The sequence below is a fragment of the Thalassococcus sp. S3 genome (genome assembly GCF_004216475.1).
Lineage (GTDB): Bacteria > Pseudomonadota > Alphaproteobacteria > Rhodobacterales > Rhodobacteraceae.
In genome coordinates this window covers 3,491,667-3,515,332 of sequence record NZ_CP022303.1, presented here as the reverse complement: position 1 = coordinate 3,515,332, position 23,666 = coordinate 3,491,667, and the positions used below count along the sequence as shown (strand labels likewise).

Annotated in this window: 25 protein-coding genes; 20 read left to right on the top strand and 5 right to left on the bottom strand. The window is 61.6% G+C overall.

Annotation, left to right across the window (positions count from 1 at the left end; translation table 11 throughout):
* The first annotated feature begins 76 nt into the window (after positions 1-76).
* Positions 77-541: a hypothetical protein gene (locus CFI11_RS17375; protein WP_130408188.1), complete on the top strand. Its 465-nt coding sequence runs from the start codon at positions 77-79 to the stop codon at positions 539-541.
* On the opposite strand, the gene CFI11_RS17370 is transcribed toward CFI11_RS17375, so the two are convergent.
* The 4 genes from CFI11_RS17370 to fsa form a co-directional block, all read right to left on the bottom strand.
* Positions 538-1,233, bottom strand: coding sequence for a phosphatidylcholine/phosphatidylserine synthase (locus CFI11_RS17370; RefSeq protein WP_130408186.1), 696 nt, complete (start codon positions 1,231-1,233; stop codon positions 538-540). The genes CFI11_RS17375 and CFI11_RS17370 overlap by 4 nt on opposite strands.
* Positions 1,234-1,286: 53 nt before the next feature.
* Positions 1,287-2,207 (bottom strand): tyrosine recombinase XerC, encoded by a 921-nt coding sequence (locus CFI11_RS17365; protein ID WP_130408184.1) that lies wholly within the window; start codon positions 2,205-2,207, stop codon positions 1,287-1,289.
* Positions 2,204-2,911 carry a DUF484 family protein gene (locus CFI11_RS17360; RefSeq protein WP_130408182.1) on the bottom strand — a complete coding sequence of 236 codons (708 nt, stop codon included), beginning with the start codon at positions 2,909-2,911 and terminating at the stop codon, positions 2,204-2,206. The genes CFI11_RS17365 and CFI11_RS17360 overlap by 4 nt, the downstream gene beginning before the upstream one ends.
* 100 nt (positions 2,912-3,011) lie before the next feature.
* Entirely contained in the window at positions 3,012-3,665 is a 654-nt protein-coding gene (gene fsa / locus CFI11_RS17355; RefSeq protein WP_130408180.1) for a fructose-6-phosphate aldolase, read from the bottom strand.
* A gap of 92 nt (positions 3,666-3,757) precedes the next feature.
* On the opposite strand from fsa, the gene CFI11_RS17350 reads away from it, so the two are divergent.
* The 4 genes from CFI11_RS17350 to CFI11_RS17335 all read left to right on the top strand — a co-directional run bounded on the left by CFI11_RS17350 (position 3,758) and on the right by CFI11_RS17335 (position 8,674).
* Positions 3,758-5,953 (top strand): primosomal protein N', encoded by a 2,196-nt coding sequence (locus tag CFI11_RS17350; RefSeq protein ID WP_130408178.1) that lies wholly within the window; start codon positions 3,758-3,760, stop codon positions 5,951-5,953.
* Between the two features lie 71 nt (positions 5,954-6,024).
* Entirely contained in the window at positions 6,025-7,260 is a 1,236-nt protein-coding gene (locus CFI11_RS17345) for an MFS transporter (protein WP_130408176.1), read from the top strand.
* Between the two features lie 89 nt (positions 7,261-7,349).
* Entirely contained in the window at positions 7,350-8,222 is an 873-nt protein-coding gene (locus CFI11_RS17340) for a 50S ribosomal protein L11 methyltransferase (RefSeq protein ID WP_130408174.1), read from the top strand.
* A 107-nt stretch (positions 8,223-8,329) separates the two neighbouring features.
* Positions 8,330-8,674, top strand: a complete 345-nt coding sequence (locus CFI11_RS17335; protein WP_130408172.1) for a hypothetical protein — start codon at positions 8,330-8,332, stop codon at positions 8,672-8,674.
* Between the two features lie 127 nt (positions 8,675-8,801).
* Here CFI11_RS17335 and CFI11_RS17330 read toward each other — a convergent pair whose 3' ends face one another.
* Complete coding sequence (locus CFI11_RS17330) at positions 8,802-9,020, bottom strand: DUF1127 domain-containing protein (RefSeq protein WP_130408170.1); 219 nt, start codon at positions 9,018-9,020, stop codon at positions 8,802-8,804.
* 333 nt (positions 9,021-9,353) lie between these two features.
* Between CFI11_RS17330 and ruvC the strand changes: the two genes are divergently transcribed.
* The 15 genes from ruvC (at position 9,354) to CFI11_RS17255 (ending at position 23,641) form a co-directional block, all read left to right on the top strand.
* The gene (ruvC, locus tag CFI11_RS17325) at positions 9,354-9,863 is read left to right on the top strand and encodes a crossover junction endodeoxyribonuclease RuvC (protein WP_130408168.1); all 510 of its coding nucleotides are present in this window, start codon (positions 9,354-9,356) and stop codon (positions 9,861-9,863) included.
* Positions 9,860-10,525 carry a Holliday junction branch migration protein RuvA gene (gene ruvA, locus CFI11_RS17320; protein WP_130408167.1) on the top strand — a complete coding sequence of 222 codons (666 nt, stop codon included), beginning with the start codon at positions 9,860-9,862 and terminating at the stop codon, positions 10,523-10,525. Before ruvC ends, ruvA begins: the two co-directional genes overlap by 4 nt.
* A gap of 49 nt (positions 10,526-10,574) precedes the next feature.
* Positions 10,575-11,594 (top strand): Holliday junction branch migration DNA helicase RuvB, encoded by a 1,020-nt coding sequence (ruvB, locus tag CFI11_RS17315; protein ID WP_130408165.1) that lies wholly within the window; start codon positions 10,575-10,577, stop codon positions 11,592-11,594.
* Positions 11,595-11,643: 49 nt separating this feature from the next.
* Positions 11,644-12,267, top strand: a complete 624-nt coding sequence (locus tag CFI11_RS17310) for a hypothetical protein (protein WP_254448947.1) — start codon at positions 11,644-11,646, stop codon at positions 12,265-12,267.
* On the top strand, positions 12,264-12,650 hold the full coding sequence (ybgC, locus tag CFI11_RS17305; RefSeq protein ID WP_130408161.1) for a tol-pal system-associated acyl-CoA thioesterase: 387 nt from the start codon (positions 12,264-12,266) through the stop codon (positions 12,648-12,650). The genes CFI11_RS17310 and ybgC overlap by 4 nt, the downstream gene beginning before the upstream one ends.
* Positions 12,651-12,754: 104 nt before the next feature.
* A complete protein-coding gene (tolQ, locus tag CFI11_RS17300) occupies positions 12,755-13,450 on the top strand; it encodes a protein TolQ (protein WP_130408159.1) in 696 nt (231 codons plus the stop codon).
* A 3-nt stretch (positions 13,451-13,453) separates the two neighbouring features.
* The gene (gene tolR, locus CFI11_RS17295) at positions 13,454-13,927 is read left to right on the top strand and encodes a protein TolR (RefSeq protein WP_130408157.1); all 474 of its coding nucleotides are present in this window, start codon (positions 13,454-13,456) and stop codon (positions 13,925-13,927) included.
* A 9-nt stretch (positions 13,928-13,936) separates the two neighbouring features.
* Positions 13,937-15,082, top strand: coding sequence for an energy transducer TonB (locus CFI11_RS17290; protein WP_130408155.1), 1,146 nt, complete (start codon positions 13,937-13,939; stop codon positions 15,080-15,082).
* Positions 15,079-16,398 (top strand): Tol-Pal system beta propeller repeat protein TolB, encoded by a 1,320-nt coding sequence (gene tolB, locus CFI11_RS17285; RefSeq protein ID WP_130408153.1) that lies wholly within the window; start codon positions 15,079-15,081, stop codon positions 16,396-16,398. Before CFI11_RS17290 ends, tolB begins: the two co-directional genes overlap by 4 nt.
* A 71-nt stretch (positions 16,399-16,469) precedes the next feature.
* Positions 16,470-16,991: a peptidoglycan-associated lipoprotein Pal gene (gene pal, locus CFI11_RS17280; RefSeq protein WP_130408151.1), complete on the top strand. Its 522-nt coding sequence runs from the start codon at positions 16,470-16,472 to the stop codon at positions 16,989-16,991.
* A 5-nt stretch (positions 16,992-16,996) separates the two neighbouring features.
* Positions 16,997-17,827 carry a tol-pal system protein YbgF gene (gene ybgF, locus CFI11_RS17275; RefSeq protein WP_130408149.1) on the top strand — a complete coding sequence of 277 codons (831 nt, stop codon included), beginning with the start codon at positions 16,997-16,999 and terminating at the stop codon, positions 17,825-17,827.
* Positions 17,824-19,077 carry a tRNA lysidine(34) synthetase TilS gene (tilS, locus tag CFI11_RS17270; protein WP_130408147.1) on the top strand — a complete coding sequence of 418 codons (1,254 nt, stop codon included), beginning with the start codon at positions 17,824-17,826 and terminating at the stop codon, positions 19,075-19,077. Before ybgF ends, tilS begins: the two co-directional genes overlap by 4 nt.
* Before the next feature lie 79 nt (positions 19,078-19,156).
* Positions 19,157-21,073 carry an ATP-dependent zinc metalloprotease FtsH gene (gene ftsH, locus CFI11_RS17265; protein WP_130408145.1) on the top strand — a complete coding sequence of 639 codons (1,917 nt, stop codon included), beginning with the start codon at positions 19,157-19,159 and terminating at the stop codon, positions 21,071-21,073.
* 105 nt (positions 21,074-21,178) lie between these two features.
* A complete protein-coding gene (locus tag CFI11_RS17260; protein WP_130408143.1) occupies positions 21,179-21,763 on the top strand; it encodes an MOSC domain-containing protein in 585 nt (194 codons plus the stop codon).
* A gap of 201 nt (positions 21,764-21,964) precedes the next feature.
* Positions 21,965-23,641 (top strand): formate--tetrahydrofolate ligase, encoded by a 1,677-nt coding sequence (locus tag CFI11_RS17255; protein ID WP_130408141.1) that lies wholly within the window; start codon positions 21,965-21,967, stop codon positions 23,639-23,641.
* Positions 23,642-23,666: the final 25 nt, after the last annotated feature.

The window sequence follows — 23,666 nt, the reverse complement described above, 5'->3', positions numbered from 1 at the left end:
GCTTTTCGCTGACCCAGGTCAAAGCGGCGCATCACTTGGTTTCGCAAAATTCCGGGGATGTCAGGAGGAGACGAGAATGACTGCAAAAGACAGAGCTGAACAAAAACAAGCCGTCTACGACAAGATGTTTGCGCTTGAGACAGCGGAGCTTGAAACCGCGATTGCCCATTACGAGGCGCATTTGAAAGGGTCTCGTCTCGATCCTACGGAAAGTCACGATACGGACGAAATCTCGGACGCAAGGGAAAGCGCGGATCTGGCCGCGGCCTTCGATCAGCCTGTGCAAACCCACCATGCGAAAGTGGACGTTCTGGAAAATATCGACTTCTCGGTGACCGATACCGTGCGCCCCGGCGCGATCGTAACCATAGATGGCCGGCATCTGGTTGTCGCGACCGCGACCGCACGGTTCGATGTCGACGGGGTGACTTATATGGGCATTTCCGAGCAAAGCCCAATTTACAAGGCCATGGCGGGTTTGCAGGCTGGCGACAGCTTTACGCTGAACGGTCGCGACGCGACGGTGGATGAGGTGTTCTAACGGTTCCGTGGAGGGATCATCTGCTGCGCGATTCCAGCCAGAAGCAGATACAGACTTGTCACGACAAGCCCCCAGTGGGCCCAGCTTTCGGGATGGAAGTCGACCCAGGCCGCCCATCCCGCAAAAAAGGTCCAGGCAAATGCTGTGGGCAGGGACACAAGGCGCCAGCGATCCGTGCGTACCGGATGGATAAATTTCAAAGGTACGAACATCGCGATGGCCAGCACTGTGACGATGGACAGGCTGACCCAGAAGTTGGGCTCTAGCGCGAAGATGACCAGCACGACCATGTTCCAGCATCCGGGAAAGCCGGAAAAGGAATTGTCCTTTGTTTTCATGCGGGTGTCGGCGAAGTACATCGCGGAGGTGAAGGTGATCACGATGATGGCCACCCAACCCGTCCAGCCATCCATTAGCCCGGACTTGAAAAGCGCGAAGGCCGGAATGAAGACATAGGTCAGGTAGTCGATGATGAGATCCAGCAGGACACCATCGAATTGCGGCGCATTCGTTTTGACATCGAATTTGCGTGCAAGCGGGCCGTCGATCCCGTCCACGGCAAAGGCGACCACGAGCCAAAGGAACATTAGGTCCCATTTCTCGTCGACGGCGGCCAGCATGGCCAGCATCGCGAAGACGGCCCCCGTTGCGGTGAGCCAATGAACCGAAAGCGCGCGCAGTTTTTGTGTCATCGGGGTCTCATCGCGTAAAATAACCGCAGGTGCAAACCAATCGCGTGATCATCTCATGCCTTGGGGTGCGCCCGTTCATAGACCTCCATCAAGCGCGCGGTGTCGACAGCCGTATAGGCCTGCGTTGTCGACAGCGAGGCGTGGCCCAGCAACTCCTGGATCGCGCGCAGGTCTCCGCCCGCCGAGAGCAGATGGGTTGCAAAACTGTGCCGCATGGCGTGAGGAGTGGCCGTTGCCGGCAGGCCAAGCTGCATCCGGGCCTGAGCCATCACGCGCTGGATCGGCCCAGGTCCAAGCTTACCGCCTCTGACCCCCCGGAAAAGCGGACTTTCGGACGTGATGGCATGCGGGCAGAGCCGGACATAACCGTCCACGGCATCACGCGCCGCCGCGAGTACAGGGACAATCCGCTCCTTTCCGCCCTTGCCGGTGATGCGCAGCACGCCCGGCAGGGGCACATCCGATCCGGTGAGTGCCAGCGCCTCCGATATGCGCAGGCCGCAGCCATAGAGCAGCGTCAGAACGGCAACGTCGCGCGCCGCGACCCAAGGCTCCTGCGATTGAAGATCGACCGTTTCGATCATCGCGCGGGCCGCGTCCTCGGCCAGGGGGCGTGGCAGTTTTTTCTGAAACTTGGGCGCACGGACGGACAGAACCGCCGTCGGCTCAAACCCTTCCCGCTCGGCAAGCCAGCGATAGAAGCTTTTCACTGCCGAGAGCTTTCGGGCCAGCGAACGTGCGCTCACCCCCCCGGCGCGGGTCCGGGCCATCCAGGCGCGCATATCCTGGACCGAAATGCGCGAGATCGCGGCCAGGCCCTGTGTGGATCCGTGGTGGGTTGTCATAAAGCTCAGAAACTCGACCACATCGCCCTGATAGGCCGTGATCGTGTTCTCAGCAGCGCCTTCCAAGGCCCTTCGCGTCTGAAGCCAGTGCTCCAACGCATCGCGACAGGCTGGAGAAATCAGGCTCAAGAGAGCCAGCGGCGCATCGACCTTTCAAACACGCCCGCAAAGAAGGCCAACAGGTCCGTGCCCTGTTGGGGATGAAAATGGTGCGGGTCCTCCGCGCCCATGACCAGAAGCCCGGGAAGGCGACCGGTTCCGAAATCCAGTTTGAGACAGGCCTCGGACCGGATCCAGCCGGCGGCGTCACCGTAGACGCGATCGGACGCATCCTGAACCTGGCGCAGCGTGACCTGCCGCATCTGACCGCCCCGCCCCTGGGTGAGATAGGCATCGACAAAGCCCGGCTCGGCAACGGTCAAAACATGACCAAGCCGTTTGACGGCGGCGTCCTCGTTGTTCTGTGCGGTTTCGAGAACCAATCTGATCGCGTCGATGCGGAGGATGTCGGACACCTCGCCGCGAAGATCGGTCAGGAAGGTTTCGAACTCGACGGGGTCCAGCATTCTCAGGATCGCGCGATGCACCTGGTTTGTGCCTGCCAGGTTTTCGTAGGCCGCGGCGATCACACTGCGATGCGTATCCTCCAGCCGGTCCAGCCGCGCTTCCAGCCGCTCCATCGCGATCCCGCGCAGATCGACGACGTTACCGCCCATGGAGCGTTCATTCGCGGTGACGAGAGCCTGCATAATTGCCTGGTCATCCAGCACGGCATCGGGTTTGGCGATGATTGCATCGCGCAGGGTTGTTTCCAGTTTCGGGCTACTGCTCATCTCAGCCTCTTGTCATCTTACCGGGGTCTATAACACGACTTTTTGAATTCGCTGCCCCAAATTTGCGGCAGCGGATGGATTTCGGGAAAATGTGTCGTTCTTACAGGATCTTCTGGCCGGTCTTCGCCCAATCCGACAGGAATGCCTCAAGTCCTTTGTCGGTCAGCGGATGCGCGGCAAGCTTCTTGATCACCTCCGGCGGCGCGGTCATCACATCGGCACCAATGCGCGCGCTTTCCAGCACGTGATTGACCGACCGGATGGACGCCGCGAGGATCTGCGTTTCGAACCCGTAATTGTCATAGATCGTGCGGATATCCTCGATCAGCTCCATTCCGTCGAGGTTGATGTCATCCAGCCGGCCGATGAAGGGAGAGATAAACGCGGCCCCCGCCTTGGCCGCAAGCAGCGCCTGATTGGCGGAGAAACAGAGCGTCACGTTGACCATCTGCCCCTCGTCACTCAGCGTCTTGCAGGTTTTCAGCCCGGCCCAGGTCAGCGGTACCTTCACCGCGATGTTGTCGGCGATCTGGGCCAGCTTGCGCCCCTCGGCGATCATGTCGTCGGCTTCGGTGGCCACGACCTCGGCGCTGACGGGACCGTCGACCAGATCGCAGATCTCCTTGGTGACCTCCAGGATGTCGCGACCTGACTTCATGATCAGCGAGGGGTTCGTGGTCACGCCGTCGACCATGCCCAGGTCGTTCAGCTCGGCAATGGCGTCGATCTCGGCGGAATCTACGAAGAATTTCATGGGCTGCATCCTTTGATGGGGTTGGCCTTGGGTTGGCTTGGCTTTACCCCATGATCTGCGAAGCTGAAACCCCTCGGACAGAAAGGGCGTGCGTGACCGGGACGGAGTTCTTTGACGAAGGGGAATTGGTCGGTGTTCTGACCACCCAGCCTCTGGATCGGCTTCTGGATTACAAGGCGCCGGAAGGCGGTTGTCATCTTGGGGCCTTTGTCGAGGTGCCTCTGGGTCCGCGCAAGGTTCTGGGTGTCGTCTGGGGACCCGGAAGGGGCGATTACGACCGCGCCAAGATCCGCAGCGTGATCCGCGTCCTCGACGCAGCCCCCATGCGCGAAGAGATGCAGCTTTTCCTGAGGCGCGCGGCGGAATACACGCTTACGCCGATGCCCGCGATGCTGCGGCTCGCCACCCGCGCGCCGGGGCTGGGTGATCCGCCATCGATGCGCAAGATCTACCGGCTGGGGGACGGGGAACCGTCACGCCTGACCGATGCCCGCCGAAGAGTGATGGAGGTGCTGAGGGACCATACCGGGCTCGCCTTCACGCTCAAGGAACTGGCCGAACTGGCTGGCGTGACATCATCGGTCATCAAGGGGCTGGTGGAGCAGGGCGCGGTGCGCGAGGAGGACAGCCCCCGTGATCTGCCCTTCCCACCAATGGATCCCGAACGCCCCGGCAAGGAGTTGACCGAGGATCAGGCCGCCGCCGCCTCTGTCCTGAGACAGGCGCTGCGCACGGAACGATACGGGACGACCTTGCTGAAAGGTGTCACCGGCTCCGGCAAGACCGAGGTTTATCTGGAGGCGGTCGCGCAGGCACTGCGGATGGGGCGGCAGGCGCTGGTTCTGCTGCCCGAGATTGCGCTGACCTCCGAATTCCTTACCCGGGTCGAGGCGCGGTTCGGCGCACGCCCGGCGGAGTGGCATTCAGGCGCCACCATGACCGAACGGCGCCGGATCTGGCGGATGGTGGGCCAGGGGCAAGTGCAATTGGTGATTGGCGCGCGTTCGGCGCTCTTTCTGCCGTTTCAGAATCTGGGGCTCATCATCGTCGATGAAGAGCATGATACCTCCTACAAGCAGGAAGACGGCGTTCTTTACAATGCCCGTGATATGGCGGTTCTGCGCGCCTCGATCTGCGAGGCTCATGTGGTGCTTGCGAGCGCCACGCCGTCCCTGGAAAGCTGGGCCAATGCCGAGGCGGGCAAATATGCCAAGCTGGAGCTGACGGCGCGCTTCGGGTCTGCCGAACTGCCCGAGATGCGCAGCATCGACATGCGCGCCGAGACACTGCAAAGCGGGACCTGGATCTCTCCGACGCTGAAGGCCGCGGTCGAGGCGCGGATGGCGCGGGGGGAGCAGGCGCTTCTCTTTCTCAACCGGCGCGGCTATGCGCCGATCACGCTTTGCCGCGCCTGCGGGCATCAGATCGGTTGCGATCACTGTGATGCGCGGATGGTCGAGCATCGCTTTCTCAAGCGCCTGGTTTGCCATCAATGCGGAGAGACCAAGCCCATTCCAACGATTTGCCCGTCCTGCGATGCCGAAGACCGGCTCACCGCGGTCGGGCCGGGGGTCGAACGGCTGAGCGAGGAGGCCGCCTCTCTTTTTCCCGACGCGCGTATCGCGACGCTGAGTTCGGACCTTTACGGCTCGGCCCGCGCGCTTAAGGCCGAGATCGAGGGGATTGCAGAAGGGGCCGCCGATATCATCATCGGCACGCAGCTTGTGGCCAAAGGCCATAACTTTCCGCTGCTCACGCTTGTCGGCGTCATTGACGCCGATCTGGGGCTGCAAGGATCGGATCTGCGCGCGGCGGAGCGGACGTTTCAACTGATGCGCCAGGTCGCCGGGCGGGCAGGGCGAGCCGAGAAACCCGGCACGGCGCTGTTGCAGACCTACCAGCCCGAACATCCGGTGATCCGGGCCATCCTCGCGGGCGATGAGGAGGCCTTCTGGAGGGCTGAGGCGGCTGAGCGCCAGCAGGCGGGGGTGCCGCCTTATGGTCGGATGGCAGGCATCATCCTTTCGGGGCCGGATGTGGCGCAGGTCTTCGATCTGGGCAATGCGCTGGCCAGACAGGACGCGCCGCTGCGCAAGATCGGCGCGCAGGTCTTCGGTCCGGCGCCCGCGCCGATTGCCCGGATCCGGGGGCGCCACCGCGTGCGTCTGCTGGTCAAGGCCGCAAAGGGCAGCCCGTTGCAGGCCGCACTTGCCCGCTGGATCGGTCAGTTCACGCTCAAGGGGGATCTGCGGTTGAGCGTCGATATCGACCCGCAAAGCTTTTACTGAGCCACCGCGCAGCGCGTCCGCAGACCGACTTTTCCCTCGCCAAGTCATGGTTGCAGGCGTATGTGCTGCATATGTTCAGGACAATCCCGCTTTCTCAGACGGCCACACTTCCGATCTGGCGCCGCCCTCTGACGCTGCTGTTTCTGATGGCGGCAGCCATGCCCATCGCCTTCGCCACCTGGTCTGCCCTTCTGAACAACTTTGTTATCGAGGCCGCAGGGTTCGACGGCAGCGATATCGGCTGGCTGCATACGGTGCGCGAGATCCCGGGCTTTCTGGCCATCGGGGTGATTGCCCTGATCCTCTTTATCCGTGAGCAGGTTCTGGGCCTCGTTTCCCTGATCCTTCTCGGTGTCGCGACAGCCATGACAGCCTGGTTCCCCTCTCTGGCAGGGATCCTGACCATTACCATGCTCAGTTCCATCGGCTTTCACTATTACGAAACCGTCAACCAGTCTTTGCAACTGCAATGGCTCGACAAAAAACGCGCGCCGCAGACGCTCGGATGGCTTTTGGCGGCTGGCTCGGGTGCGACGCTCTGCGCCTATGGGCTGATCGTACTTTTGTGGGAGCCTTTAGGCCTGACCTATAACACTGTCTATATGATGGCAGGCGGGCTGACCGCGTTGATCGCGGTCTATGCGCTGATCGCCTTCCCTCAATTCGAGGCACCCCATCCGCAAACCAAGAAGATGGTGCTGCGCCGCCGCTACTGGCTTTATTATGCGCTGCAATTCATGTCCGGTGCACGGCGGCAGATCTTTGTCGTCTTCGCCGGTTTCATGATGGTCGAGAAATTCGGGTTCGAGGTGCATGAGGTCACAGCGCTCTACCTCGTCAATCTTGTCGCCAACATGATCTTTGCCCCCCTCATGGGCCGGGCTGTCGGCCATTTCGGAGAGCGCAATGCGCTGGGCTTTGAATATATCGGACTGACGCTCGTTTTCCTCGCCTATGGCGGGATCTACTATTTTGGCTGGGGCGTGATGCTGGCAGCCACGCTTTATGTGTTGGATCACCTCTTCTTTGCGCTGGCTCTGGCCTTGAAAACCTATTTTCAGAAAATCGCCGATCCTGCGGATATCGCGCCCACGGCGGCGGTGGCCTTTACGATCAACCACATCGCGGCGGTCTTTTTGCCTGCCGCTCTGGGTTATATGTGGCTTGTTTCTCCCGGCGGGGTCTTTGGGCTTGCCGCGGCCATGGCGATGGTCTCGTTCATTCTGGCGTTGATGATCCCCCGACATCCCGAGCCGGGGCACGAGACTGTTTTTGCCCGCTTCGCCAGGCCCGCTCCGGCGGAATAACCGTCTGCTAGGCGTTTCGGGTTGCCTTGGGGCCGCAGGTCCCCGTAAGGCACAGGCGCCGCGCCCACCTGCAACTTTGGGAGATGAAGATGCCCACATTCACGGCCCTCACAACATTGACCGGCAAGACCGAGGCCGAAAGGTTGGGCGAGGCGATGGAGCGTCTGGAGCCGGAGCCAACCGGCGTCGGTGTGTTCGAGATCGAGGACGGGTCGGGTCTGTGGGAGGTGGGCGGATACTTTCAGGCCGCCCCGGATGCCGCCGCGCTCGCGCTCCTCGCCGCTGCTTTTGACGCCAAACCCTTTGCCGTGTCCGAACTGCCGGAGACCGACTGGGTCGCTCATGTCCGCCGTGAATTGGCCCCCGTGGAGGCCGGGCGCTTCTTTGTCTACGGCAGTCATGATGCCGACAAGGTGCCAGGCGGTGCGCAGCCATTGCTGATCGAAGCTGCAATGGCCTTTGGCACAGGGCACCACGGCACGACATTGGGCTGTCTGTGCGCCTTGGATCGTCTGATCACCCAAGGCATCCACGCGCGGAACACCGTCGACATCGGGTGTGGCACCGCAGTGCTCGCCATGGCGGCCGCGCGGATCTGGCCCGAACCCGTGCTGGCCAGCGATATCGACCCGGTCGCGGTCGAGGTCGCCCAGGCCAATGTCCGCGCCAACGGGTTGGAGGACAAGGTAGAGTGCATCGAAGCGGCGGGTTTTGCGCATCCCGACCTCGCGCGCGCTGCGCCCTTCGATCTGGTCTTCGCCAACATCCTCAAAGGGCCGCTCATCGCCCTTTCGCCGGATATGTCCGCCGCGATGACGCCGGGCGGCTATGCGATTCTCTCCGGGATCCTGAATGAGCAAGCCGATGAAATCGTTCATGTTTATGCACAAAACGGGATCAATCTTGTCCACCGGGAGGAGATTGTTGAATGGACGACGCTGACACTCCAGAAAGAGGCGTGATTTAGACAGGTTTTAGCGGTGTTTTAGACGTCTGCCCCAGTTTTGCCACAATTCAGGCGCATACCAGACACATCCGCTGGTGGGGGCCAGTGTAAACGGAGGCTGCCATGGTCCTGGACCATCTCCACTTTAACAAGCGTCTGCGCCAGTTGGCGCGCAAACACCAAGCAATGTCGAACGGGTACAGCCCGCGCATGCGTGCGGATGGGCTGATCGTTTTCCGCCCCAAACGGAAACGGTCAGGTGTATCGCTGCCATCGCTGGTGCTTTTTGTTTTCGCCTTCTTCGCTTTCAAGGCCTTTCTTGTCGCGTCCCTTGGTGACGTGGCCTACGAGGATCGTCTTGCAACGCTCAAAGACGGCACATTCGTCGAGCAAGGCGGTGCATGGGTCATGCAGGTCGATCCCGCGACCCGGTATCTTGCGGACCATATCGGCCCGATCCTGCGCTAGGGCGCGGTCGGGCCCTTTTTCAAAGTGACGTAACAGGCAGAGTTATGGCGTAACGAGTAAAAACGCCGCGCAGGTGTCGTGACCTGCGCGGCGTTTTCTGTCAGAGATCGGTAATCGCAGGAGCGGTTCAGTAGACGGTTTTGCCTTCGGCAACAGCGTCGATGTCACCGCGAACGAGACCGATGTCTTCCAGTTCGCGATCCGACAATTTCGCCAGCGAATTCCGTGTCACGCGGGCGTCGTTCCACGCCGCCACGGCGCCGATCAAAGATGCAAAAAAGGTCCCGATACGGCCGGCAAGGCGATCGGAGCCATAGGTGGTGCGGGAGGTGTCAAATGCAGCCATATCATCAATCCTTCCAATAGAGTTTCGGGTGCTTTTTTTCTCTCTGAAGCGGCAGATAGGCTGCCGATTTTCTGGGCGCAAGAGATCAAAAACGCATGTGTCATATGCAAGGCGTGCATAGGTCGGATTGGCGCTTAAAGCTCTGACAAGTATAATAAAATCGACATCGAGCTTGGTCGTTTTTGTGCTGTTTTCGCCCCGTTCACGACGGGAGTGTCGCGCATGAAATAGGTGGTGTCGTTTTTGTCTTGCCGTATCGAATGACTTGGCAGGTGTTCGCGTTTCGTGCTACTGCATCAAAAAAGCAACAATTCGGGCAGTTGGATATTCAGCATGCGGATAATCGGTATCGATCCGGGCTTGAACAGCATGGGCTGGGGTATCATCGACTGGCAGTCCGGCCGGATGCGGCATGTCGCAAATGGGGCCTGCACCACGGGGGCCGGAGCCCTTTCTGATCGCCTGCTTGCCCTTCACGATCAACTGACCGACATCTTCAAGCAATTCAGCCCGGATGCAGCGGCGGTTGAGCAAACCTTTGTCAACAAGGACGGCGCCGGAACGCTGAAGTTGGGGCAGGCGCGTGGGATTGCTCTGCTGGTGCCCGCGCAGGCCGGTCTGAGCGTCGGGGAATATGCGCCCAATCGCATAAAGAAGACTGTCGTTGGGGTCGGGCATGCGGCAAAGCAGCAGGTGGCGCATATGGTGAAGCTGCAATTGCCCGGCGTCGACCTTGCCGGTCCCGATGCAGCGGATGCCCTTGCAATCGCGATCTGTCACGCCTTTCATACCGGCGCCGCACGTCGACTTGATCGCGCAACGCGCAGCAAGGTGAGCGTATGATCGGACGGCTCAGCGGTGTTCTGGCGTATCGCGCGCAGGACCACGTTCTGATTGATGTGCGCGGTGTGGGGTATCTTGTCTATTGTTCGGAGCGCACGATGGCAGGACTTCCCGGCGCGGGTGAGGCCGTTTCGCTCTATACCGATCTGGTCGTGCGTGAAGATCTGATGCAGCTCTTCGGATTTCCGAGCCTCATGGAGAAAGAGTGGCACCGCCTGCTGATGTCCGTGCAGGGCGTTGGAGCCAAGGCGTCGCTCGCCATTCTCGGGGCCTTGGGGCCCGATGGCGTGGGGCGGGCAATCGCGCTGGGGGATTGGACGTCGGTGAAGGCGGCGAAGGGCATCGGGCCAAAGATCGCGCAGCGGATCGTGCTGGACCTGAAAGACAAGGCGCCCAGCGTCATGGCCATGGGCGGCGAGGTGACCCGCCCGGCGACCGATCCCGACACTGACTCCGATGCGGTGATTGACGTAAAGACAGCGGGTTCCGCCACGCCGATATCGCCCTCGGCACAGGCAGACGCGCTTTCGGCCCTGGGCAATCTTGGCTACGGACCAAGCGAGGCCGCCGCCGCAGTGGCGGAAGCGGCCGGGGCAACGCCGGATGCGGATACCCAGACGCTGATCCGGGCGGCCTTGAAACTTCTGGCGCCGGCACAATGATTGCCCTTCCGCCTCTTCCCTGGCCCCTGATCTTAGAAAGCGTTTCGGGATGAGTGATATTGATCCGGTCCTTCGGCCCGAAGCCCTTGCAGAGGATGCGGACCGCGCGTTGCGTCCGCAGACGCTGGATGCCTTTATCGGTCAGGCCGATGCTCGCGCAAATCTGAGCGTTTTCATCCAATCGGCGCGCCAGCGCGGCGAGGCGATGGATCACACGCTGTTTCATGGACCGCCAGGCCTGGGCAAAACGACCCTCGCCCAGATCGTCGCCCGCGAATTGGGCGTGAATTTCCGCATGACCTCCGGACCCGTTTTGGCCAAGGCCGGCGATCTGGCGGCGATTTTGACCAATCTCGAAGCGCGTGATGTCCTCTTCATTGATGAGATCCACCGATTGAACCCCGCAGTGGAAGAGGTGCTTTATCCCGCTTTGGAGGATTTCGAGCTGGATCTGGTGATCGGGGAAGGTCCGGCTGCTCGCACGGTGCGGATCGAACTGCAGCCCTTCACCCTGGTCGGGGCCACTACCCGGATGGGGCTGCTTACAACCCCACTGCGGGACCGTTTTGGCATTCCGACGCGGCTCCACTTTTATACCGTGGACGAATTGCACGAGATCGTGACCCGCAATGCCCGCAAGATGGGCGCCCCGGCGGACGAGGCTGGCGCGCGTGAGATCGCGCGCCGCGCCCGCGGGACACCCAGGATCGCGGGGCGACTGCTGCGGCGCGTCGTGGATTTTGCGGTGGTCGAAGGGGATGGAACGATTACCCAGGCCTTGGCGGATCGCGCCCTGACAAGGCTTGGCGTCGATCATCTGGGGCTCGACGGGGCTGACCGGCGGTATCTCGCGCTGATTGCCGAGAATTATGCCGGCGGCCCGGTGGGGATCGAGACGCTTTCGGCGGCCCTGTCGGAAAGCCGGGACGCGCTTGAGGAAGTGATCGAGCCATATCTTTTGCAGCAAGGCCTGATCCAGCGCACCCCGCGTGGCCGGATGCTGGCCCAAAAAGCTTGGGATCATCTGGGCCTGCCCGCGCCCAAGGGGCAAAGTGATCTTTTTGGATGAGACCTGCGCCTCCGGCGGGAGTTTATTTGGCAAGATGAAGGAGGGCGCGGTGACCCCTGACGAGATTGAGACGCTCTTTACGCGAGAAGGGGGCGAATTCGTCTTCGCCCGTTGGGGGAGACCGCTGGCACCTGTCGTGTTCGGGGTCGAGGATCAGACGCTTTCCGTCATGAAGGGCGCGATTGAGGCGGTGGTGACCCTGGCGGGACACCAGATGACCGAGACGGACCCAGAGTTGGGCAGCAATGCGATGTTCTTTTTCTTTCGCGACTGGCAGGAGCTGCTGGGCATTCCCGATCTGGATCGGCTGATCCCCGATCTGGGGCCGCTGGTGGCGAGGCTGGAGGATGCAGGTGCCAATCAGTACCGGATCTTTCGGTTCGACGAAGCCGGGGCCATTCGGGCCGCTTTCGTCTTTCTGAGGATGGATGAACACCTGAGCGCCGTGTCGGCCGAAACGCTTGCGTTAAGCCAGGTCGTCCAGACGATCCTTCTTTGGTCGGATCTGGCCTTCCGTGACCGGTCCCTGCTCGCGGTTCTTGACGACAAGACCATTTTGCGCCCCGACATCGCGGCGCTGATCCGCGCGGCCTACGATCCGGTCTTGCCGTCCCATGCGCGGGATGCTTCACATGCGCTGAGGCTGACAGCCCGGATGGAGCGCTTGCAATGACCCATCGTTATCCCGTGCGTGTCTACTACGAAGACACGGATATGGGCGGCATCGTGTATCACGCGAATTACCTACGCTATATCGAGCGCGCCCGCAGCGACTGGGTGCGGCAGCTTGGGATCGACCAGAACCAGATGCGTGACGACGGTGTCGTCTTCGTGGTGCGCAAAATCGATGCCGAATACATCGCCACCGCGAAGTTCGAGGACCTTCTGGAGGTTGAGACCGTCGCCAGCAGCATCACAGGGGCACGTCTGGTGATGGACCAGGTCGTATGGCGCGGTGAGGATGTAATCTTTCGCGCGGTGGTCACCGCCGTTTGCATGAACGACAAAGGGGTGCCTGTGCGGCTTCCAGCAGCTATTCGCGCACTTTCTTCGTAACATTTCGCCCACACACGCGGTTGTGTTGGCAATGCCCTTAAAAACCGGCTAATCTGCCTGCAAACAAGGCCGGAAAACGGTCAGTCAGGATAAAGAGCAGGCAGATGGAAGCAGAGACTCTGGCCATGGCGCAGGAGATTGACTTCTCCATGTGGGGCCTTTTCGCGCGTGCGACGATTACGGTAAAAGTGGTGATGATCATGCTCATCCTCGCCTCGTTCTGGGCTTGGGCGATCATCATTCAGAAGATGATCGTCTATCGCTCGGCCCGGCGGGAAGCGTCGGTGTTTGATCGTCAATTCTGGTCGGGTGAACCGCTCGACGGCCTTTTCGAAAAAATCGGATCGCAGCCCGACGGATCCTCGGAAAAGATATTCGCCGCCGGGATGACGGAATGGCGCCGGTCACACCGCAACGATGGCGGATTGATCGCGGGGGCGCAGGCGCGGATCGACCGGTCGATGGATGTGGCCATCAACAAGGAAGCCGAGGAATTGCAAAAGGGTCTGCCCATTCTGGCGACGGTCGGATCCACCGCGCCATTCGTTGGGCTTTTTGGGACGGTTTGGGGCATCATGAATGCCTTTATCGAGATTGCGGAACAGCAGAATACCAACCTTGCCGTCGTTGCGCCGGGCATTGCCGAGGCGCTGCTGGCCACGGGGCTGGGCCTCTTGGCCGCGATCCCGGCGGTTGTGTTCTACAACAAGCTCAGCGCGGACAGCGATCGTATCGTTGCAGGTTACGAAGCCTTTGCGGACGAGTTCGCGACCATTCTGTCGCGGCAACTGGATAGCTGACGCATGGGGGGCGGGGTCAACCAGGCCGAAGTCGGCGGCGGACGGCGGCGACGCGGTCGTCGGCGGGCGCGTCCGATGTCCGAGATCAACGTCACGCCGTTCGTGGATGTGATGATGGTGCTCTTGATCATTTTCATGGTCGCGGCGCCGCTTCTGACGGTGGGTGTGCCGGTGGAGCTGCCGAAAACGGCTGCGGGTGCGCTGCCGGGTGATCAGGAAGAGCCGCTGACCGTGACCATCACGTCCAACGGCAGCGTGCAGATCCAGACCACCGATACAGCGAGGGAAGAATTGATACCCAAGCTGCGCGCAATCGCGGCAGAACGCAGTTCGGATCAGGTGTTTCTCAGGGCCGATGGCGCGGTGTCCTATGATGTTGTCATGCAGGTCATGGGGGCGCTTAACGCGGGCGGCTTTTCGAACATCGGCCTGGTCACCGATATCGGTGGCCCGACCTTTTCCGAGACGGATGGGTGAGGCCCCGGTTTGCAGACCGGCACCTATATCTCGGGCATAGGCCACGTTGCCCTCATCGGATGGGCCCTTTTCGGCGGAGTTTTCAATGCCGAACCGCTTCCTATGCAGGTGACGGAGGTTTCGGTGATTTCCAGCGAAGAGTTCGCCGCCCTGACCGCGCCGGAGCAAGCTCCCCAAACTGTGGAGGAGCCGAGCGTGTTGACCCAGCCGGAGGCTGAACCTCAAACGCCGGAGGTCACGGCGGCGCCTGACACTGCGCCGGACACCAGTCAGCCTGCGCCCGCACCGGCGCCGGAGCCGCAGCCGGTTCCCGAAATCGTGCAGCCCGACCCGTTGCCACAGGCAGAGGTGACAGAGACCGCGCCCGTCATCGAGCCGCCTTCGGAAGAAGTCGCGGTTGTTGTCCCGCCAAGCGCGCTGCGTCCGCGGCCCCGTCCTGCGGAGCGGGTGGCGCCACGCCCTGTCGCGGCCCCTCCGCCCGAAGCGGCGCCGGATGAGGTCGCTCAAGACGCGGTCGAGCCGGAGGAGGGCGCCGAGGTGACGCAAGAGCCACAGGAAGCGACGGCACCCGAAGAAGCCACGACCGAAATCGTGACCGAAGCCGAAGAACCGGCTGATCTTGCGCCGACGCAGTCGGTACGACCGCCCCAGCGTCCGGCGCGCCCGGAACGCGTTGCCGAGACAGAGCCGCAACCCCAGGAAAGTGCAGAGCCACAAGCGGAAGAGCCCGCGCAGGTCGACACGTCGGACGCGGTTAACGCCGCGCTGGCCGAGGCGCTGGGCGAGGCAGAACCGTCAGGTGAAGCGGCCGGCAATGCCGCGCCGTCCGGCCCACCGCTCTCTTCGGGGGAACGTGACGCGCTGCGGGTCGCTGTGTCGAATTGCTGGAATGTCGGCTCGCTATCGTCAGAGGCCCTGGCCACCACTGTTGTCGTGGCCGTCTCAATGTCGGCGGATGCGCGCCCGGTCGTCTCCTCCATCCGCAAGCTTTCGCATAGCGGTGGCTCTGAAACGGCGGCAAGACAGGCATTCGAGGCCGCCCGGCGCGCAATTATCCGCTGCGGAGGGGACGGTTACGACCTTCCCGCCGAAAAATTCGATCATTGGCGTGATATTGAAATGACATTCAATCCGGAGAGTATGAGGATCAGATGATGCGTTATCTAGCGAGCCTCCTTTTGAGTTTCTGTGTTCTGGCCCCGCCTGCAATGGCACAACAGGGTCCCTTGCGGATTGAGATTACCGAAGGTGTGATCGAGCCGTTGCCCTTCGCGGTGCCAGATTTCGTGGCCGAAAACGGAGCTGCGGCGGAATACTCGTCGCAGCTCGCCCGTGTGGTGGCTGCCGATCTCAGCGGCACGGGTCTTTTCCGCGAGATCCCGGCGACCGCCTTTATTTCGCAGGTGGCCAACTTCTCGGCGCCGGTGCAATACGCCGACTGGAAGGCCATCAATGCGCAGGCGCTGATTACCGGCGCGGTCAGCGTCTCCGGCAGCCAGCTTGTTGTGAAGTTCCGGGTTTATGACGTCTTCTCCGGCGCAGAGTTGGGCGATGGTCTGCAATTCGCCGGACCGGTCGATGGATGGCGGCGTATGGCGCATAAAGTGGCCGACGCGGTTTACAGCCGCATCACGGGCGAAGGGGGCTATTTCGACAGCCGTGTCGTCTTCGTGTCAGAGAGCGGCCCTAAGAATGATCGGCGCAAGCGTCTCGCGGTGATGGATTATGACGGCGCGAACGTTCAATACCTGACCGACAGCAGCTCCATCGTGCTGGCTCCGCGGTTTTCACCCACAGGTGACCGGGTGCTCTATACCAGTTACGAAACCGGATCGCCCCGGATTTACGTGCTTGATATCGGCCGTGTCCAGCGACGGGTTCTGGACGATCAGGCGGGCTCGATGAGCTTTGCGCCGCGCTTTGCGCCGGACGGCAACACGGTGGTCTTTTCGGTCACCCAGGGTGGCAATACCGATATCTACACGATGAACATCGCAAATGGACAGCGGCAGCGGTTGACCACCGCGCCCTCAATCGAAACCGCGCCCAGCTTCTCCCCGGATGGGCGGCAGATCGTTTTCGAAAGCGACCGGTCGGGCACCCAGCAACTCTATGTCATGTCCGCCAGCGGTGGCGAAGCCCGGCGCATCAGCTTCGGGCAGGGCCGGTACGGAACGCCCGTCTGGTCGCCCCGGGGCGATCTGATCGCGTTTACCAAGCAGAATAATGGACGTTTTCATATTGGCGTGATGCGCACCGACGGCTCGGAAGAGCGGCTTTTGACCGCGTCTTTCCTGGACGAGGGACCAACCTGGGCGCCCAACGGGCGTGTCATCATGTTCGCGCGAGAGACACGAGGGGCAACGGGAAGCGTTTCGCTTTACACCGTCGATATCTCGGGCCGGAACCTCAGACCCGTGCGCACGCCTGACGGTGCATCCGACCCGGCCTGGTCCCCGCTGCAGAACTGACGGTGCGTTCACAAGGCGCATGTGCTGTGATACAAGATAGAAAACAAGAACGGTTTGGTGAGGCAATCGGCATGACATCTCTCGGGAAGTTTTTATGTATGGGGTCCATCGTGATCCTTGGGGCGTGCAGCAACGCCGCGCGATTTGACGATGATACTGCGCTCGGCGGGTCCGGTGCCGCGGGCGGCGCGGGGCAGATCGTGCCGGGATCGGCGAGCGATCCGACCTCTGCGGCCTACTTTCAGCAGGCCGTCGGTGATCGGGTGCTCTTTGCGGTTGATCAGTCCACGCTGACGGCAGAAGGGCGCGCGACGCTTGATGCTCAGGCCAATTGGCTGACCACAAACAGCGATTTTACCGCGACCATCGAGGGGCATGCCGATGAGCAGGGGACGCGGGAGTATAACCTTGCGCTGGGGGCCCGCCGCGCGAATGCGGTGCGCGAATATCTTGTGTCCCGCGGCGTACCCGGGAGCCGCATCAAGACGTTGAGCTATGGCAAGGAACGGCCAATCGAGATTTGCAGTGAGGAATCGTGTTATGCCAAAAACCGCAGGGCCGTTACGGTTCTCGCCGCTGGTCTGACGGGGTAACTGACATGCGTTGGCTCAGGGCTGCCTCGCTTTCGATCTGCCTTTTGGGCATCGCCGTTCCCGTGCAGGCACAGGATCAACAGACGCTCGCCGATATCCGGCAGGAGCTGAATGTTCTGTTCGTCGAGATCCAAAGGTTGAAACGGGAGCTGTCGACGACCGGAGCGCCTGGCGTGGCCGTCACGGGCGGTTCGGTTCTGGATCGTGTGACGTCTATCGAAAGTGAATTGCAACGTCTGACGGCACGCACCGAAGAGCTGGAGTTTCGGGTCGAAAGCGTCGTACGTGACGGGACCAACCGGATCGGAGATCTGGAATTTCGGCTGGTCGAACTGGAGGGCGGCGATGTAAGCCAGCTTTCCGAAACCACCACGCTTGGCGGAGACGCACCGGCAAACCCGACCCCGGCGGCCCCACCCGCTTCGACATCGCAGTCTCAGACCGGAGAGCTCGCACTGGGAGAAGAAGCGGATTTCAACGCGGCCAAGGCGGCGCTGGAAGCGGGTCAATTCAAGGAAGCGGCGGAAAAATTCGCGACCTTCAACCAGTCTTATCCCGGTAGCCCTCTCGCGGCCCAGGCGTCTTTGCAGCGCGGGACTGCGCTGAACGGGCTGGGGGACACGCGCGAAGCGGCGCGCGCCTTTCTTGAAAGCTATACCACCAATCCCACAGGACCTTCGGCGCCCGAAGCGGTTGTCGCCTTGGGCACCGCACTTGGAAAGCTTGGTAAGACACAAGAGGCTTGCGTGACACTTGGCGAGGTGCCGGTGAGATATCCAAACACCCCCGCTGTCGCCAACGCACAAAAAGAGATGGCCACGCTGGGCTGCAGTTGAGTGACGATCCCGCCGATATTCCAGGCGCGGTGCGGGCTCAGTTTCACGCCTCCCCACCTGCAAAGATCGGAATTGCCGTCTCCGGTGGGGGGGACTCGATCGCGTTGATGCATGCGTTGGCGGTTTGCTTTGCCCACGAAGACGTGGATCTTCATGTGGCGACGGTCAATCACAACCTGCGTCCGGAAGCCGTGGAAGAAGCCAAGCTGGTCGAGACCCAGGCACTGCAACTTGGGCTGCCCCATCAGACGCTGAGTTGGGAGATGGCCGAGCTGAAAGGCAATCTGCAGGATCAGGCGCGTCGGGCGCGATACCGACTTTTGACAAACTGGGCCAAGAGCCATGGGATCGAGGTTCTCGCCCTTGGACACACGGCGGACGATCAGGCCGAGACGGTGTTGATGCGGCTGTCGCGGGCATCAGGCGTGCACGGACTGTCGGCGATGCCGGCGCAACGCAGCTTGCATGGCGTCACGATCATGCGGCCCCTGCTGGGTATAAGAAGGGAGCGTCTGCGCAGCTTTCTCAGGGCACGAAACGTGACCTGGGCCGAAGATCCGTCAAATGAAGATGATCGCTTTGACAGGGTCAGGATCCGCAAGGCACTGGCACAGCTTTCACCGCTTGGCATCGATGTCGAAACCCTCGCGCAGGTGGCGGCTAATATGGGAAAGGCTCGCGAAACGCTGGATTGGTATGCGTTCATGTCCGCACGTGAGATCGCCCATATCGACGGCGGCGATGTCGTGCTGGATTTGCGGGGGTTTCGAATTCTCCCCGATGAGGTGGGCAGACAGCTTATCATTTGCGCAATCCGCTGGATCACCGGGAGCGATTATCCACCAAGACGTGCGGCCGTCGCGGATGTTCTAGAGGCGATCAAGGCCGGACGATCGATCACGCTGCAGGGATGCCGTGTGGCGCGGCACAAGGGCCAGATCTGGATCTTCCGAGAGCTCAATGCTGTGAAAGATACGGTCGCGCCCGTTGGGGAGATATGGGACCGGCGCTGGCGTCTTTTCGGGATTGCCGGGGCGGGGATGGAGATCCGACCGCTCGGTCGTGATGGCCTCGGGCAATGCGAAACGTGGCGCGAGACAGGTCGCCCCTACGCGTCATTGACCGCTTCCCCCTCCGTCTGGCAGGGCGATACGCTCGTGGCAGCGCCCCTCGCGAGACACAACACTCAGTGGCAGGCGGCACTGGTTGACGGAGATGAGGGTTTTTTCGCGGCACTATTATCGCATTGAACAAAACGCGTTCCTGTCTATCTTATAGTGCAAACCGGCGTTGGGCGTTTCCGACGCTGGATTGTGTAGGAGAATGTCCTTGGGCAATGCACGCAATATAGCGTTCTGGGTTGTTTTGTTTTTGCTGATCCTGGCGCTTTTCAACCTGTTCAGCGGGTCCGGAAGTACCCTTCAAAGCCGCGAAATCAGCTATTCCGAATTTGTCCGTTCTGTCCAGAATGGAGAGGTCACTCAAGCGACCCTCGATGGAGAACGGGTGCGTTTTCGAGGTGCGGATGGGCAGGACTATGTGACCATCAAGCCGGAAGATGCTGAAATCACCCAGCTTCTGATCAATGCCGAGGTGCCGATCCGGGCCGAGCAGCAACAGCAATCGGGCTTCCAGACCTTTATCATCTCGCTTCTGCCCTTCCTGCTTTTGATCGGTGTGTGGATCTATTTCATGAACCGCATGCAGGGCGGTGGCAAAGGCGGCGCGATGGGCTTTGGTAAGTCCAAGGCCAAGATGCTGACTGAAAAGCATGGTCGCGTGACGTTTGACGATGTGGCTGGCATTGATGAGGCCAAGGAAGAGCTTGAAGAGATCGTGGAATTCCTGCGCAACCCGCAGAAATTCTCGCGTCTCGGCGGAAAGATCCCAAAAGGCGCGCTGCTGGTGGGGCCTCCGGGCACGGGTAAGACGCTCCTGGCGCGCGCGATTGCGGGTGAGGCGGGTGTGCCCTTCTTCACCATCTCGGGGTCGGACTTTGTTGAAATGTTCGTGGGTGTCGGCGCAAGCCGTGTGCGTGACATGTTCGAACAGGCCAAGAAGAACGCGCCCTGTATTGTGTTCATCGACGAGATCGATGCGGTGGGTCGTCACCGGGGTGCCGGCTATGGCGGGGGCAATGACGAGCGTGAGCAGACCTTGAACCAGCTTCTGGTCGAAATGGACGGCTTTGAGGCCAATGAGGGCGTCATCATCCTCGCCGCGACCAACCGTAAAGACGTTCTGGACCCTGCGCTGCTGCGGCCGGGCCGGTTTGACCGCCAGGTCACCGTGGGTAATCCGGATATCAAGGGGCGCGAGAAGATCCTGGGCGTGCACGCCCGCAAGACCCCGCTGGGTCCTGATGTCGACCTCCGGATCATCGCACGCGGCACGCCGGGCTTTTCCGGTGCGGATCTCGCCAACCTGGTGAACGAAGCCGCACTGATGGCGGCCCGTGTGGGTCGGCGCTTTGTCACGATGGAAGACTTCGAGAACGCCAAGGATAAGGTCATGATGGGCGCCGAGCGGCGATCCATGGTCCTGACGGCGGAGCAGAAAGAGAAGACAGCCTATCACGAGGCGGGCCACGCTGTCGTGGGGCTTGCGCTGCCCGAATGCGATCCGGTCTACAAGGCCACGATCATCCCGCGCGGCGGCGCGCTGGGCATGGTGGTGTCACTGCCGGAGATAGACCGTCTGAACTGGCACAAGTCGGAATGCGAGCAGAAGCTTGCGATGACGATGGCCGGCAAGGCGGCCGAGATCCTCAAATACGGCGAAGGCAATGTCTCGAACGGTCCGGCGGGCGATATCCAGCAAGCCTCTGCCCTCGCACGCGCCATGGTGTTGCGCTGGGGGATGTCGGACAAGGTGGGCAATATCGACTATGCCGAAGCGCATGAGGGCTATAACGGCCAGACGCCCGGTTTTTCGGTCTCCGCGCACACCAAGGAGTTGATCGAGGAGGAAGTGAAGACCTTCATCTCCAACGCCTATGAACAGGCCGTCGAGATCCTGACAGAGAAGAAAGAGGAATGGGAGCGGCTGGCGCAGGGGCTTCTGGAATACGAAACCCTCACCGGTGAAGAGATCAAACGCGTGATGCGGGGTGATCCGCCCACCAGCGGCGAGGACGAAGATGACCGCTCCGACGCGGGTAACGCGCCCAGCGTGACGGCCATTCCCAAGACCAAGCCCAAGAAGCTGCCGCCCGAAGGCGGGATGGAACCGGAGCCGGCTGGTTAACAGACCGACACAAGATGTGATCCCGAAAGGCCCGGACATGTTCCGGGCCTTTCTTGTATCGGGCCTCACCCCGGTCTACTCCAAGGGCAGCAAAAGGAGATGGCCATGCCCACCATGAAAGAGGTCGACTACGTCGGAGAGATCGTCTGGCTAGGCTGCGTGCCCGCCGAAACGGGCAACCTGCGGGCCGAGCCACGCGAGGCGCTGGATCTGACCTTTGATGGCGTGGCAGGGGAGCGGCACGAGGGCGCGCTGCGCCCGTCCTGCGTGCGGATGAAGAACCTCTATCCGCAAGGCACCGAAATCCGGAATGTGCGCCAGCTTTCCGTCCTCTCTCAGGAAGAGATGGACGCTATTGCTGAGGATATCGACCTGGGCGCGCTTGATCCCGGCCTTGTCGGGGCATCGCTTATCGTGCGGGGCATTCCTGACTTCACCCATGTGCCGCCTGCCTCCCGTCTGCAGGCTCCGTCCGGCGCGACGCTGACCATCGACACCGAAAACCGTCCCTGCGTGCTGCCGGGCCGGGAGATCGAGCAGGAGAGCCCCGGTCACGGCACCGGCTTCAAGGCGGCGGCCAAGGACCGGCGTGGTGTAACCGCCTGGGTGGAGCGCGAAGGGACCATCTCCGTCGGCGACAAACTGCGCCTCTTCATCCCTGATCAACCCGCCTGGGCACCCGAAGGCTGATGGCGCGCCGACAGTGACGCGCCGCCGCGCAACCGAACGCACCGTTTCCGATCCGAAACGATGACCCATTTCGGCGCCGCTTCGCGGTCGGAAAATGTCGGAATCCTCCTCGTGCGGCAATGACGCTGCGTCTAAGCCTTGGCGCATGTTCGGCGGCGTTCCTGCGCGCCGAGACGAGGAACTCTTATTCAGGACCGGGCCATGGCATATAAGACCGACATCGAAATCGCGCGCGAAGCGTCGAAACAGCCTATTCAGGAGATCGGCGCAAAGCTGGGTATCGGCAGCGACGATCTGCTGCCTTACGGCCATGACAAGGCCAAGGTCTCGCAATCCTTCATCAATTCGGTGCAGGACCGTGAAGACGGCAAGCTGATCCTGGTCACCGCCATCAACCCGACCCCGGCGGGCGAGGGCAAGACCACGACGACCGTGGGTCTGGGCGACGGTCTGAACCGCATCGGCAAGAACGCCTGCGTGTGTATCCGCGAAGCGTCCCTGGGTCCGAACTTCGGCATGAAGGGGGGCGCGGCTGGGGGAGGCTATGCGCAGGTCGTGCCGATGGAGGAGATGAATCTTCATTTCACCGGCGACTTCCATGCGATTACCAGTGCGCATTCGCTGCTGTCGGCGATGATCGACAACCACATCTACTGGGGCAACGAGCTTGAGATCGACGTGCGCCGCGTTACCTGGCGCCGCGTCGTGGACATGAACGACCGCGCCCTGCGGCAGATCACGGCATCGCTGGGTGGTGTGGCCAACGGCTTCCCGCGTGAGGCCGGGTTCGACATCACCGTGGCCTCCGAAGTGATGGCGATCCTGTGTCTTGCCAAGGATCTGCAGGATCTTCAGAAGCGCCTCGGCGATATGATCGTCGCCTATCGCCGCGACCGCTCCCCGGTTTTTGCGCGCGACATCAAGGCCGATGGTGCGATGACCGTGCTGCTGAAGGATGCGATGCAGCCGAACCTCGTGCAGACGCTGGAGAACAACCCCGCCTTCGTCCATGGCGGGCCGTTCGCCAACATCGCCCATGGCTGTAACTCCGTCATTGCAACGACCACGGCGCTGAAACTGGCCGATTATGTGGTGACCGAAGCGGGCTTTGGCGCGGACCTTGGCGCCGAGAAATTCATGAACATCAAGTGCCGCAAAGCGGGCCTCGCCCCGTCAGTGGTGGTCTGCGTGGCCACCGTCCGCGCGATGAAGATGAATGGCGGTGTGGCCAAGGCCGATCTGGGGGCAGAGAACGTGGAGGCCGTCAAGGCGGGCTGCCCGAACCTGGGCCGCCATATCGAGAACCTCAAATCCTTCGGTGTACCGGTCGTCGTGGCGATCAACCACTTCGTCACCGACACAGATGCGGAGATCGACGCGGTAAAGGCCTATGTCGCCGAGCAGGGTGCCGAAGCGGTGCTCTCGCGTCATTGGGAGCTGGGCTCAGAAGGCTCCGCCGATCTGGCGACCAAGGTGGCGGAGCTGGCAGATGCGGGCACGGCAAACTTCTCACCGATCTATCCCGATGACATGAGCCTTTTCGAGAAGATCGAAACCATTGCCAAGCGCATCTACCGCGCCGATGAGGTTTTGGCCGACCAGAAGATTCGCGATCAACTGAAACTTTGGGAAGAGCAGGGGTATGGCAGTCTGCCGGTCTGCATGGCAAAGACGCAATACTCCTTCTCGACCGACCCGAACCTGCGCGGCGCGCCCACCGGCCACTCGGTGCCTGTCCGCGAGGTGCGGCTGAGCGCGGGCGCTGGTTTCGTTGTCGTGGTCTGCGGTGAGATCATGACCATGCCGGGCCTGCCGCGCGTGCCGTCCGCCGAGAACATCCGGCTCAACGACGAAGGGCAGATCGAGGGCCTCTTCTGACGCATTCCATCGGGGCGGCGCGCTG